Source organism: Rhodococcus sp. 14-2470-1a, from assembly GCF_002259425.1.
GTDB classification, from domain to species: Bacteria; Actinomycetota; Actinomycetes; order Mycobacteriales; family Mycobacteriaceae; genus Rhodococcoides; species Rhodococcoides fascians_E.
Window position 1 is genome coordinate 383947 of record NZ_NPFZ01000029.1, and the last position, 13232, is coordinate 397178.

13 protein-coding genes are annotated in these 13232 nt (G+C 64.3%); 6 read left to right on the top strand and 7 right to left on the bottom strand.

Annotated elements, in window-relative coordinates:
* Positions 1–5: 5 nt before the first annotated feature.
* Together CH292_RS19555 and CH292_RS19560 are read right to left on the bottom strand one after the other, a co-directional pair.
* Complete coding sequence (locus tag CH292_RS19555) at positions 6–884, bottom strand: alpha/beta fold hydrolase (RefSeq protein ID WP_256978321.1); 879 nt, start codon at positions 882–884, stop codon at positions 6–8.
* Entirely contained in the window at positions 881–3094 is a 2214-nt protein-coding gene (locus CH292_RS19560; RefSeq protein WP_019667454.1) for a glycoside hydrolase family 3 C-terminal domain-containing protein, read from the bottom strand. The genes CH292_RS19555 and CH292_RS19560 overlap by 4 nt, the downstream gene beginning before the upstream one ends.
* 88 nt (positions 3095–3182) lie before the next feature.
* On the opposite strand from CH292_RS19560, the gene CH292_RS19565 reads away from it, so the two are divergent.
* Together CH292_RS19565 and CH292_RS19570 are read left to right on the top strand one after the other, a co-directional pair.
* Entirely contained in the window at positions 3183–3758 is a 576-nt protein-coding gene (locus CH292_RS19565) for a TetR/AcrR family transcriptional regulator (RefSeq protein ID WP_230595657.1), read from the top strand.
* A 33-nt stretch (positions 3759–3791) separates the two neighbouring features.
* Complete coding sequence (locus CH292_RS19570) at positions 3792–4247, top strand: MarR family winged helix-turn-helix transcriptional regulator (protein ID WP_094655528.1); 456 nt, start codon at positions 3792–3794, stop codon at positions 4245–4247.
* 9 nt (positions 4248–4256) lie between these two features.
* Here the strand turns inward: CH292_RS19570 and CH292_RS19575 are convergent, their stop codons facing one another.
* Together CH292_RS19575 and CH292_RS19580 are read right to left on the bottom strand one after the other, a co-directional pair.
* Entirely contained in the window at positions 4257–4679 is a 423-nt protein-coding gene (locus CH292_RS19575; protein WP_037141849.1) for a membrane protein, read from the bottom strand.
* Between the two features lie 59 nt (positions 4680–4738).
* Complete coding sequence (locus CH292_RS19580; RefSeq protein ID WP_026348192.1) at positions 4739–5032, bottom strand: hypothetical protein; 294 nt, start codon at positions 5030–5032, stop codon at positions 4739–4741.
* 53 nt (positions 5033–5085) lie between these two features.
* Here CH292_RS19580 and CH292_RS19585 point away from each other — a divergent pair, with 53 nt between their 5' ends.
* Positions 5086–5391: a helix-turn-helix transcriptional regulator gene (locus tag CH292_RS19585; protein WP_019667449.1), complete on the top strand. Its 306-nt coding sequence runs from the start codon at positions 5086–5088 to the stop codon at positions 5389–5391.
* A complete protein-coding gene (locus CH292_RS19590) occupies positions 5388–5777 on the top strand; it encodes a VOC family protein (RefSeq protein ID WP_019667448.1) in 390 nt (129 codons plus the stop codon). The genes CH292_RS19585 and CH292_RS19590 overlap by 4 nt, the downstream gene beginning before the upstream one ends.
* Positions 5778–5804: 27 nt before the next feature.
* Here the strand turns inward: CH292_RS19590 and CH292_RS19595 are convergent, their stop codons facing one another.
* The 3 genes from CH292_RS19595 to CH292_RS19605 are packed head-to-tail and all read right to left on the bottom strand — an operon-like array spanning position 5805 to position 10940.
* Positions 5805–6197, bottom strand: a complete 393-nt coding sequence (locus CH292_RS19595) for a VOC family protein (protein ID WP_019667447.1) — start codon at positions 6195–6197, stop codon at positions 5805–5807.
* Positions 6198–6241: 44 nt separating this feature from the next.
* A complete protein-coding gene (locus CH292_RS19600; protein ID WP_019667446.1) occupies positions 6242–6796 on the bottom strand; it encodes an isochorismatase family protein in 555 nt (184 codons plus the stop codon).
* A gap of 13 nt (positions 6797–6809) precedes the next feature.
* On the bottom strand, positions 6810–10940 hold the full coding sequence (locus tag CH292_RS19605; RefSeq protein ID WP_094655529.1) for a bifunctional nitrate reductase/sulfite reductase flavoprotein subunit alpha: 4131 nt from the start codon (positions 10938–10940) through the stop codon (positions 6810–6812).
* 188 nt (positions 10941–11128) lie between these two features.
* Between CH292_RS19605 and CH292_RS19610 the strand changes: the two genes are divergently transcribed.
* Both CH292_RS19610 and CH292_RS19615 read left to right on the top strand, forming a co-directional pair.
* Entirely contained in the window at positions 11129–11746 is a 618-nt protein-coding gene (locus CH292_RS19610) for a PadR family transcriptional regulator (RefSeq protein WP_230594142.1), read from the top strand.
* Positions 11743–13227 (top strand): DHA2 family efflux MFS transporter permease subunit, encoded by a 1485-nt coding sequence (locus CH292_RS19615; protein WP_094655530.1) that lies wholly within the window; start codon positions 11743–11745, stop codon positions 13225–13227. The genes CH292_RS19610 and CH292_RS19615 overlap by 4 nt, the downstream gene beginning before the upstream one ends.
* The last annotated feature ends 5 nt before the right edge of the window (positions 13228–13232 follow it).

Below are 13232 nucleotides of genomic sequence, written 5' to 3' on the forward strand. Positions count from 1 at the left end.
CGGGGTCAGACCACAGGCGCGGTGACGGCGGCCAGTGCCTCCTCGATGACGGACACGACCGCGGCCGGCTCGGCAATCATGACCAGGTGAGGTGCACCGATCTCGACGACGGAGCGCAGCCCCGCACGTTCGTAACCGAAACGCTCCACATCGGGGTTGATGGTGCGGTCGTTGCTGCTCACGATTCCCCAGCCCGGCTTGGTCTTCCACGCTGCGACGGGCGCCGCTTCACCGAATGCCGCTGCTGCCAAAGGTCGTTGAGACACTGCGAGTACTTCGGCAGTCTCCGGCGGAATGCCGGCGGCGAAGACCTCGTGAAACGAGTCGATCTTCACCGAGACGTCGGTACCGTCCTCGGAGCCCGCGACGGGGAAGGGTGTGTAGACGAGATTGGCAGCGAGGTCGGAGTCGGGGAACCTCCCCTGCAGCTCACCGAGAGATTCACCCTCCTCGAGGGCGTAACCCGACACGTAGATCAGGCCGACGACGTTGTCTGCGGCGCCCGCCACCGTGATGACAGCGCCGCCGTACGAGTGCCCGGCCAGGAGGACGGGTCCCTCGATCGACTCGACGATGGATCGGATGTACGCGGAGTCTCCGAGGAGGCTGCGGTTCGGCACCGCGGGCACGAGAACGCGGTAGCCCTTGTCGATCAACCGTCGTGTGACCGGTGTCCAGCTCGACGCATCTGCGAAAGCGCCGTGAATCAGTACAACCGTGGGAGTGCTGGCCATGATGGTGCCTTCCGGAAGACGAGAGAACGGTGTGTTCTTAACGAAACTCTCGTCTCCCGGGCCGACGATGTCGTCGCGGCTGGCCGCCAGATACCCTGCGCGCTGGTGGGGGTTCGCCCTACCTGCCAGCAGGGGTGGCATCCGTCTCATCGGTCCGATTCGACGATTCCGTTCAACACCTCCGGTGCCATTCCGAATCCGACGAGTCGGTTCAACGGGATCGACGCCATCATGCGCACCATGTCGACGCCCAGTGCGTCGTCGGAACCCGATGGTGCGGAAGGGAACATGTCGGCCAGGGCGGGAGCGGTCCGCGGGTCGGCGAGTGCTTCTCCGAGAGTCGAGTTCATGGTCAGCGGGATCTCGACGGAATCGCCGGAAATTGCCACCGTTGCCGACGCGCGGATATCGCGACTCGACGCGCCGACGTCGACGGTGTAGTCACCGTCCTCGACGGCCCATCGGTCCGTTCGAGTTTCCCAGTAGGCGAGCGCGGATCTGTCGAGGTGAACCTCGACGCGCTCGTCGGCACCTGCATCCAGCTCGGAGGTGACGGCGAACCCTTTCAGCTCGCGGGGCGCTCGAACGAGCGTCGAATCGGGCTTGCCCACGTAGACCTGAACGACGTCGCGGCCGGACCGGGAACCGGAGTTCGTGACGGTGACCGACACGGTAACGCCGGAGTCCGTCACGGACACGTCGAGATCGGAGTATCGAAACTCGGTGTAGGACAATCCGTGTCCGAACGGATAGGTCACCTCGATCTCGCGGGCGTCGTACCAGCGATACCCGACGAAGATGCCTTCCCCGTAGCGGACGTGTGAATTCTCGCCCGGGAAGTTCAGATAGGCCGGCACGTCCTGGATTCTCTCCGGGACCGTCTCGGTCAACCGGCCCGACGGATTGACGACGCCGAACAGTACATCCGCGAGAGCGCCGCCTGCTGCCTGGCCGAGTAGGGCGCCGTCGAGGATCGCAGGGACGATCGTCGAAATCGGCTGCAGGCGAAGAACACCGCCGTGGGACAGTACGACGACGGTTCTCGGCTGCGTCCGCGCGATGGCTGTGATCAGGTCCAGCTGATCGTCGGGGATGTCGATGTCTTCGCGGTCGAATCCCTCGGACTCCTGACGTGCGCCGAGTCCGACGAACACCACGGCCACGTCCGCGTCGGCGGCAGCAGCGACCGCGTCGGCATGCAGTGAAGCGTCGGCATGCGGTGGGTTGTCGGTCGTCGTGAAGCCTTGGTGGTATGTGACGGACGATGCGTGCCGCCGGATTTCGTCGACTGGCACGTCGAGGTGGGTGGGATTGACGTGCGAGCTGCCACCGCCTTGATAACGCGGCTCCTGTGCGAACTCGCCGATCACGGCTATCCGGTGATCGGGTCGCAGAGGGAGAACGTCGCGGTCGTTCTTCAGCAGAACGACGCTCCGAGCAGCTACTTCGCGTGCCAGGGCATGATGAGCATCGAGGTCGGGCGCGGTGGCTCCGTCATTGCGGCGCACGCGTCCTGCGAGTCGGGCGACGGCCTCGGCTGCGCGGTCGACTGCAGCCATCGGAACTGCGCCGGACTTCACGGCCGACTCGACCTGTGCATCGGTTGCGCCGCCGCGGCCGGGCATTTCGAGGTCCAGACCGGCCGCAACCGACGTCGGACGGTCGGCGACGGCACCCCAGTCGCTGACGACGACGCCGTCGAAACCCCACTCACCGCGCAACACGTCCGTCAGCAGCCACGTGTTTTCGGAGGCGTAGACGCCGTTGATCTTGTTGTACGAGCACATCACCGTCCACGGGTTCGCGGTGCGCACGATGTGGGAGAAAGCGTTCAGGTAGATCTCGCGGAGCGGCCGCGCATCGACGTCCGAGCTCGACCGCATTCGATCGTGCTCGGTGTTGTTCAGCGCGAAGTGCTTCAGCGACGCCCCTACGCCGGTTCTCTGCAGACCGCTCACCCACGCCGCACCCAGGACACCTGCCACGACAGGGTCCTCGGAGAGGTACTCGAAGTTCCTGCCGCAGCGGGGGTCTCGCTTGATGTTCACGCCGGGGCCGAGAAGCACGTCGACATCGAGGGCGCGGGCTTCGACGCCGAGGGCCTCGCCGACGCGACCGACCAGTTCGGGGTCCCAGGACTGGCCCAGTCCCACAGCGGGCGGAAAACATGTTGCAGGGGCGCTGCCGGCAAGTCCGAGGTGATCCGTCGCCCCGGTCTGCTTTCGGACGCCGTGTGGGCCGTCGGTCAGCATCAGCGACGGCACGGATCCGGCAGCGCGGGTGGTCCAGAAGTCCGCTCCGCTTCCCAGCGCAATCTTGTCGGCAAGCGACATGTCGGTGATCTCGGTGTTCTGGTCCATGGCTCGCCTCGTCGTCGAAAGGAAGTGATACCAAAACAGTACGTCGCTCGGTTTTGGTCTGCAACGGACCCGCCGTACAGTTCTCCTCGTGGCTCGACGAGGTGCGTACTCGAAAGGGGTGGCCAAGCGGGAGGAAATCCTGACGACGGCCCTCGAGATCGTCGCGCGCGATGGCTACAGCAAGGCCACCGTGCGAGAACTGGCGGACGCCGTCGGACTGAGTCAGGCCGGTCTGCTCCACTATTTCGGTACCAAGGAAGTGCTGTTCACCGCGATTCTGCGGCGACGCGACGAGGTGGACGTCGACCGCGCGCTCGGTGACCCCGGCGAGGATTCCTTGGTCGAATTGGTCGAGCACAATGCGGAGGTGCCGGGCCTGGTGCAGCTGTACTCGCGATTCGCCTCCGAGGCGGCCGAGAAGGATCACCCGTCCCACGAGTTCTTCCGTGAGCGCTACCGGTTGTCTCGCGCCGGGCTTGCTGCCGAGGTCGAGCGCATGCAAGCGTCCGGTGAACTACCGTCGGATCTCGACGCCGAGCGCATCGCGATCATGATGTTCGCCATGATCGACGGACTGCAGACGCACTGGATGTTCGACCCGGAGCTCGACATGGCGCAGCATGTGTCCTACTTCTGGGAAGTACTGCGACGGGCCGGTAAGTAGTTTCCGAATCAATCAAATAGGTAAGCTCACCGCATGACGTCCACACGGTGGCTCGATAACTCCGAGCAGCACACATGGCGTGCCTATCTCGACGCGACCCGCCTGCTGGTGCGCGCGCTCGACGGGCAATTGACTCATGAATCGGGCATCTCGTTCGCCGACTACGAATTACTGGTCGTGCTGTCCGAGGCGCCCGGTGGCAGGCTGCGCATGAGCGAACTCGCCGACGCCGTGACCACCACCCGCAGCGGCGTCACGCGCGCAACCACGAGGCTCGTGGACGCCGGTTGGGTGCACCGAGTCAAATGCGACGACGACAAGCGTGGGATGTCGGCCGAACTCACCGACGCGGGGATGGCAAAGCTCGCCGACGCCAGCCCGGGACACGTCGCTGCCGTGCGGGAGTTGATGTTCGATCGCCTGACAACCGAAGACGTCGCGTCACTGGGACAGGCATTCGATCGCATGAGGTCACACATCACCGGTTGACAGGTTCGATCACGAGCGCGGCTTGCCTGTCGACCACAGCACCCACAGGACGAGCAGCGGTTGGAACAGCAACCGGACGAAACGCTTTCCGTCCGAGTCCAGGCCGAAACCATCACGCTTGTTGACGAACTGGGCGATGTTGCCGGGAAAGATCGCGACGAAGAACGCTGCGACGAGGCGACCCAGCAGGACTCGATCCTTCTGCACGACGGCAAGACCGGCGCCGAGCATGATCTCGACACCCCCCGACGCCATCACGACGCCGTCCTCGTCGAGGGGGATCGATTTGGGCACCTGCGCGCGGAAGGTGTCGCGGGCCCAGAACAGGTGGCTGACGCCGGCGAAGACGAGGATGCCCGCCAGCGAGTAGCGGGCAACCGTGCGAGCGGGGGTGGTTTCGGGAAGTTCGGTTCTCGACATGCCCGGCCGCATACCCCGCACCGCGTGCAGTCATTCCTCGATCGTGGTGATCGGCTCCGCGGAGTCGGCGGTCAGGTGTCGTCGCCGGGGCGGGGGACCGGGGTCTCCCAGCGTCGGCGACGCTCGTCGTCGGTTTGGTCCCACCAGGGTGTGCCGCGTTCGCCGAGCGCAACCTTGGAGGCCTGGACTCCTGCCCGTGACTCCGGGGCGCCGCCCGTTGCCTTCACGTCTCGACGCCACGCCATGAGTATCGACCGTAGCTCCGCGGCTCGGTCCTCCGGAATTGCCGGGTCGGTCGCCCTCCATCGGCGACCGTTGATCACGACGTATCGACCGTCTTCGGTGCGCTCGGGGCCATCGGGCATGAAGTCGACGGTACGCATTGACATGCAAGCGCGTACTTGCCTATTGTTTTCCCATGCCCGAGGACTCGGGGACTCCCGAACTGTTCAAGGCGTTGTCTGATGCCACCCGTCGAGTGATTCTGGACGAATTGGTGCTCCGCGACGAGCAGACGCTGTTCGAGTTGTGCACCCGACTCATCTCGATCCACGGGTTTTCGTTGTCCAGGCAGGCGGTGTCCCAGCATCTGGACGTGTTGGAGGCCGCCGGATTGATTCGCTCGGAACGCAAGGGCCGCTACAAGTTTCACTATCTCGACACGTCACCGCTTCGCTCGATAGGCGACCGATGGCCGGTCGCCGGAGAACAGGAGAAATCATGAAGATCTACATCACCAGCCTCATGGTGTCCGACCAGGACAAAGCGCTTGCGTTCTACACCGACATATTGGGATTCGTCGTCAAGCACGCCATTCCGCTGGGCGAACACAAGTGGCTGACGTTGGTCGGTCCAGGCAACGAAGACGGCCCCGAACTCGGCCTCGAACCTGCGGAACACCCCGCGGTGAAGCCATTCCGCGACGCCCTGATGGCCGACGGCATTCCTGCCACGTCTTTCGCCGTCGACGACGTCCGCGCCGAATACGAGCGTCTTGTCGGCCTCGGCGTCGTGTTCACGCAGAAGCCCACCGACATGGGCCCGGTCACCGTCGCGACGTTCGACGACACCTGCGGCAACCTGATTCAGATTTCCAGCTACGCAGGCTGAGATGGAGCGCAGGCGTGGCTCGGGCGTCTAGAACGCGTCCCCGGTGCGCCACGCCATCTCCTGCAGTGTCCACGTGTTGTCGTCGGGATCGGCGAATGCCGCGTACTTCACCCCGCCCCCCACATCCTGGACGTCGTCGACCCGAACGCCGCGGTGTTCCAACTCGGCCCGCGATGCCTCGATGTCCGCGACGACCAGATGCAGCCCTTTGGTCGAACCGGGAGGCATCGAGTACGCACCGAGCCCGGTTCCCATGCTGATCGAACATGCCGACCCGGGAGGGGTCAGCTGAACCACGCGAACACCCTCCGCGGGAGTGACATCCACGTCGGCGACGAACCCGAGCTTGTCCACGTAGAACGCTTTGGCTCGATCGACGTCGCTCACCGCGATAGGGATCAGTTCCAACTTCATGTCCATGTGTCCTCCTCGAGCCCGGCACCTCGGCAGAGCCTAGCGCTGCTCTACCGGCCGAAGTCGATCTCGTCGGTCGAAACCGTTCCGGCTTTCCTTCCCGGGGCGCGCTGGTTGTCCCAGTACAGATTGGTGTGTGCGATCACCTGTTCCGGGCTCGGCGCACCCCACTCGGTCAAATCCTCCGTGGTGTGCGCGTCACCGACCAGAACGGTGTCGTAACCGCGGGTGAGCGCGCCGTGCAGTGTGCTTCTGATGCAGAAGTCCGTCTGGGCGCCCGCGACGACGATCCTGCCGACGGCCGACGTCGCGAGGACGGCGTCGAGATCGGTGTCCTCGAACGAGTCGCCGTACGTTTTGTGAATCACGGGTTCGGACGCGTCCCGTCTCAACTGTGGCACGTACTCCCAGCCCGGAGATCCCACGACGAGGTCGTCGGCCGAGTGCTGAACCCACACCACCGGCGCACCAGCGAAGCGTGCCTTCTCCACCAAGTCGACGATGCGACCCACCACGGTGTCGGAATCGATCGACGCCGCCATTACGTCGACCTGAACGTCGACGACGAGCAGCGCGGTACGCGGGCGGTCCTTCCACATCGTCATGCGACGACGATACTCAGTACACGTCGCGGACGTACCTCTTCTCGGCCGACAACGACTTGACGTAGGCGTCGGCGCTGGCTGGAGCGAGCCGACCATGCTGAGCGACAATTCCTTTGAGTGCGTTGTCGACGTCCTTCGCCATGCGTGACGCGTCGCCGCAGACGTAGAAGTGTGCGCCCTCCTGGAGCCACTTCCACAGCGTAGGACCGTGCTCGACCATCCGATCCTGCACGTACACCTTGGATGCCTGATCCCGAGAGAACGCGACGTCGAGGCGCGTGAGGGAACCGTCGTCGAGCATCGTCGTCAGCTCGTCGCGGTAGTAGAAGTCCGTTGCGGCATGTTGCTCACCGAAGAACAGCCAGTTCGGGCCGGTGTGGCCGAGAGCGCGCCTCTCGTGCAGGAAGGCGCGGAAAGGGGCGATTCCCGTCCCTGGTCCGACCATGATCATCGGTACGGTCGGGTCCTCCGGGGGTTTGAAATGCGCCGACTTCTGAACGAAGATTCCCACGTCCTCACCCTCGGCGTGGTCGGCGAGATACGTCGAACACACACCGCGACGCGGTATGCCGTGCACGTTGAACCGCACCGTGGACACGGTCAGTTGCACTTCGCTCGGGCTTTCCTTCGGGCTCGACGAAATGGAGTACAGCCGCGGCTGCAGCGGCTTCAGTACCGTCAGCCACTGGTCCACGTCCGCTGTCACCGGAGCGTGAGCCAGTACGTCGATGGACTGCCGACCCCACATCCAGTCCGCGAGCGCACTCTTGTTCTCCGGCATCAGCATTCGTTCGAGGTCGGCGTCGTTGGTGCGGGAGTGCACGAACTTCAGCAGGTCCGGTGTGGCCTTCGCGATCTCGAGCCGGTCGCGGAGAGCGATGCGAAGCGGCATCGACTCGTGCCCGGCAAGGTCGACGACGGTGTCTCCGTCCAGACCCGTTGCGCCCAGCCATTCCTCGACCAACACGTCACTGTTGCGCGGCCAGACGCCGAGCGCGTCACCCGCCGAGTAGGTGAGCGTGCCTTCCGGCAAGTGGAATCCGAACTGCCTGACGTCCTTGCTCGAGCCGGCCGCGCTCAGTGGGGTGTTTCGTACCAGTGCAGTGGGCAGCGGCGCCTTCTTGCCGTACGACGGCGCTCCGGCGGCCGATGCTGACGTCGGAGCGATCACTGCCGGCGGGACGGGCTGCGATGCCGTGTTCAGCTTGGCCAGCACCCGTTCGAGCCACATCGCCGACGCTTCCTCGTGGTCGGGTTCGCAGTCGACTCGGCCCACGAGGCGTTCGCCGCCGAGATCGGCCAATCTGCTGTCGAGTCGACGCCCGTTGCCGCAGAAGTCGTCGTAGTTTGAGTCTCCGAATGCGAGGACCGAAAAGCGGTGTCCGGTCAGATCCGGGGCGTCGTCCCCGCTGAGTCCGTCGAGGAACGTCGCGCCGTTGTCGGGTGCGTCACCGTCACCGGTCGTGCTGCTGATCAGCAGCACGTCTGTGTACTGCGACAGACGAGCGGCCGGAAAATCGTCCATGACGTGCTCCGTCACCGCGATGCCGGCGTTCCTCAACGCATCCACGCTGGAGTAGGCGAACTCCTCGGCCGTGCCGGTCTGCGACGCCCACAGGACGAGCACCGCTGCCTTGCCCGATGCATCCCGCCCGAGCGCGTCGCTCCCCGCCCGTGCGTCCAGTGCGGCTACGTCCTGGCGCGAGAACAGGCCTACGAGCAGTCCTTCCACCCACGCTCGGGTCTCGGGGGAGAGGGGAGTAGTGGCGGGCAACATGGGAGTGCCGGCCAACGAACCGTCCGCGCGGAGACCGGCGAGAAGGCCTGCGATGTAACGCTGTTCGTGCACGGGAAGTGGTAGCGCCGGTCCGGCGTGATCGCCGACCAGGCCGGCCAACGCGTCGACTGCCGAAGGCGAAGCGGAAGCGGGCACGGGGTCGCTTTTCTCGACGGCCCCGGCAACCTTGGTCAACGTCACGGCGCACACCTTGAACTCGGGCTGTTGGGACAACGGATCGATCGCGTCGTTGGTCACGGCGTTGATGGACAGGTATTCACCGAAGGAGTCGTTCCAGTGGAACGGCGCGAAGCAGTCTCCAGGTCGGACGCGATCGCTGATCACGGCAGGCAGCACTGCTCGGCCACGCCGGGACGCTACTTCGATCCGGTCGCCGTTCGCAGCGCCGAGCCGTTCGGCATCGAGGGGATGAAGTTCGACGAAGGGACCAGGGTTCAGCTTGTTCAGTTTGGCCACCTTTCCGGTTTTCGTCATGGTGTGCCACTGGTGCTGAAGTCGGCCGGTGTTGAGCAGGAACGGGTAGTCGTCGTCGGGCATCTCCGCCGGTGCCATGGACGGTCGAGCGAAGAATTGCGCTCGGCCGGTCGGCGTCGGAAATGACAGGCGCGGAACCGATCCGTCGCTCAGCACGCGCTGAGTCTGGCTGATCCCGTCGTTGACGTAGCGAATAGGATGCCGGTCGGCGTCGTCGTCCGGCGGGCACGGCCACTGCAACGAGGTGGCGCGCAGACGGTCGTACGTCGCTCCGCGCAGGTCGTACCCGGTTCGCGGATTGGAGAACTGTTTGATCTCCTCGAAGATCTCCTCGGCGCTCGAATAGGTGAAAGCGTCGGCGAATCCGAGCTCGCACGCCATCGCTGCGATGATCTGCCAATCCGGCAACGCCTGCCCCGGAGCGTCGACGGCCTTCTGGAACAATGTGAGGTTGCGTTCGGAGTTGATCATGACACCCTCCGATTCCGTCCACAGTGCGGCGGGAAGGACGACGTCGGCGTATCCGTTGGTCTCGTTGTCCACGAACACATCCTGAGTGATCACCAACTCGGCACGTTCGAGTCCGGCAATGACTGTCTTCCTGTTTGCCACCGAGGCAACAGGATTGGTGCAGATGATCCAGCATGCCTTGATGTCGCCGTCGGCCATGCGTGAGAACATGTCGATGGTGCCGCCGCCGACCTCGGTGCGGAGTGTTCCCGGAGGAAGATCCCACCGGTTCTCCACGAACGTCCGATCCTCCTCCGACAGCACGGACCGCTGACCCGGTAGACCGGGGCCCATGTACCCCATCTCGCGGCCGCCCATGGCGTTCGGCTGACCGGTCAGAGAGAACGGACCACTGCCGGTACGGCAGATCGCACCGGTCGCCAGATGTAGATTGATCACGGCGTTCGTGTTCCAGGTTCCGTGCGTCGACTGGTTCAAACCCATTGTCCAGCAGCTCATCCAGTTGCCGGCCTCGCCGATCCACGTCGCGGCCGTCCGTAGTGCCTGCTCGTCGATGCCGGTTCTCCTGCTCACTTCGGCCGGCGTGTACTCGGCGAGGAAGCTCTCCATGGCGTCCCAGCCGTCGGTGAACTCGTCGACGAACTCGCGATCCACGTGACCGTCGGCGACCAGAAGGTGCAGGAGACCGTTCAACAGGTCCAGGTCGGTTCCGGGGGTGATCTGCAGATGCAGGTGAGCTTTGTCCGCGGTTGCGTTGCGCCGAGGATCGACCACGATCAGCTTGGCGCCCTGCTTGACCCTATCCATCATGCGTAGGAACAAGATGGGGTGACAGTCGGCCATGTTCGCCCCGGTGACGAAGAACACGTCCGCGTGATCGAAATCCTCGTACGAGCCGGGAGGGCCGTCCGCTCCCAACGATTGCTTGTAGCCGGTACCTGCGCTGGCCATGCAGAGCCGCGAGTTGGACTCGATCTGGTTGGTTCCGATGAAACCCTTGGCCAACTTGTTCGACAGGTACTGCGCCTCGAAGGACATCTGCCCGGACACGTAGATCGCAACGGAGTCGGGTCCGTGTTCGTCGAGGATCGCCCGCAGCCTCCGCGCCGTCTCCTCGATCGTCCGACGTGTGTCCGCAGGCATCGGATCGTCCCCACGCCTGGCTCTGGTCAGCGCAGTGGTGAGGCGCCCGGGAGCCAGCAGCATGTCCGACGTCGTCGAACCCTTCGTGCAGAGTCGGCCGAAGTTCGACGGATGAGACTTGTCTCCGACGGACTTCTCGACCGTCGCCGGGCCGTCGGGTCCCCGGGTGATCTGCAACGTCATTCCGCATCCGACGCCGCAGTACGCGCACACCGTCTTGACGGTGTCCACACTGACGTCGACTGTTTCTGTTGCCACGAACCCACGATCATCGTCCGAGGATTCCCATCGATGACCTGTCGGTTAGGCCGATGTGACGTTGTCCTCACGGCTGCCCGGTGCACGACGTGAAGTCGACCGGATCGGATCCGGACGAATCCGATGAATGGGATATTTCCGCTGGTAGACGCTTTGACTTGCGCGAGTACTCCTGCGAGAGTAGTTCCGTGTCGTCCATCCGCCTGTTCATCCTGGGGTCTCTTGCCCAGCGTGGTGAGATGCACGGCCATCACCTCAAATTGCTGGCCGAGGAAGAGCACGTCCACATGTGGACCGACATCTCCGTCGGCGGGCTGTACGGCGCGCTGAAGCGGTTGCATGCCGAAGGTCTGATTTCCGATGTACGCACCGAGCAGGAAGGCAACTTCCCGGCTCGCCAGGTGTACGGCATCACCGAGGCCGGTCGCGTCGCACTGAGCGAACTCAGACGTGACGGACTGACCGACTACGTGCTACGACCCGATCCGTTCGACCTGGCCCTGAGCAGGCTCGACCCCGACCGTCTCGACGAGCTTCCCGGCATCGTCACCGGGCGCATCGCGATGCTGAAAGAACTACTGCACACCGCCCGAGAAGCAAATGCACGGGCGCGGCCGTACTTGTCGAGGGCCGAGACGTTCGCTCTGGAACATCGAGAGAAACGCCTGCACGCAGAAATCGACTGGCACGAAAGCCTCGTCGACGCCTTACCCGACCTCGTCGCCGAGGAACGTGCACGCACACACTTTCCGCCACCACGTCACTCACCGCCATCACACCGATCGAAGGGCTCTTCCACACCATGACCGAAATCAACTCACGAGCCTCGGCACCGGCCGCGGTGGTGCCGCGCCGCTCATGGCAGGCGCTGGTGGTGCTGATGCTCGGAATGTTCATGGCGCTGCTCGACACCACCATCGTCAACGTCGCACTCCCGACCATCGAAACCAGTCTCGACGCGTCCGAGGCCACGCTGTCCTGGATCATCTCCGGGTACGCCCTCGCGTTCGGGCTTGCGCTCATTCCAGCCGGAAAAGTAGGTGACCGAATTGGTCACAAATGGGTGTTCTTCGCCGGATTGGCACTGTTCACCGTGGCCAGCTTCGCATGTGGGTTGGCTCAGAACGACATCCAACTCGTCGTCGCCCGTATCGTCCAGGGGCTGGCCGGTGGCATCTTCGTCCCCGCCGTGACCGCGTTCATCCAGCTGCTGTTCCCAGGGCAGGTGCGGGGCAAGGCCTTTGCGATCATGGGCGCAGTCATCGGCGTCTCCACCGCGCTCGGTCCCATAGCAGGCGGTCTCATCATCGAGGCGTTCGGAAACGAGAACGGTTGGCGCGGAGTGTTCTGGGTCAACCTGCCCATCGGCATCGTCGGACTGATCGCCGCCGCGGTTCTGCTGCCGAAGCGATCCGAGACGGAGACCACGCCGCAATCCGGAATCGACTGGGTGGGCCTCGTTCTCGTCACCGCAGGTCTCGTCGCGCTGCTCGTACCGCTGATCGAAGGCCAGGACCAGGGCTGGCCACTGTGGACGTATCTGACGCTCGTCGCAGGTGTGCTGTTGATCGCTGCGTTCGCCGTATGGGAAGTTCGATACACACGACGCGGACGCAACCCGCTGGTGCCGCCCAAGCTTTTCACCCACCCGGCCTTCACCGGTGGCACCATCCTGGCGCTCGTGTACTTCGCGTCGTTCACCAGTATCTTCTTCACGCTGTCGCTGCTGTGGCAATCAGGTCTGGGCAACTCCGCGCTGTCGTCGGGAGCAGTGATGCTGCCGTTCGCAATCGGAAGCATCATCGCGTCGTCGCAGAGCAACAAGCTCACCCAACGCCTCGGGCGCACAGTATTGCTGCTCGGGACGTCGTTCGTCGCCATCGGTCTGATCTGGATCTGGATCGTTCTCGCGACCACCGAGGCCGCAGACCTCACCAACTGGAAACTGCTGCTGCCCTTGTTCATCGGCGGACTCGGCAACGGCGCCTTCATCGCACCGAACGCGCAGTTCATCGTCGCGACGGTCGACCGTCAGGATGCGGGAGCGGCCAGCGGCGTGATCTCGACGATGCAGCGCATCGGCAGCGCCGTCGGCATCGCGGTGATCGGCAGTGTCCTTTTCGGATCGCTGACGATCACCGGCCCCGACACCGTGGCCAGCGGATTCATGCACGCCGCGTCCGTCGCAATGGCCGTCAGTGCGGCATTCGGTGTCGCGGCACTGCTGCTCGTCTTCGCTCTGCCCAAGCGAGTCGACGCACCAGGGCCACCTGTCCGGAGTGAGTGACCCCT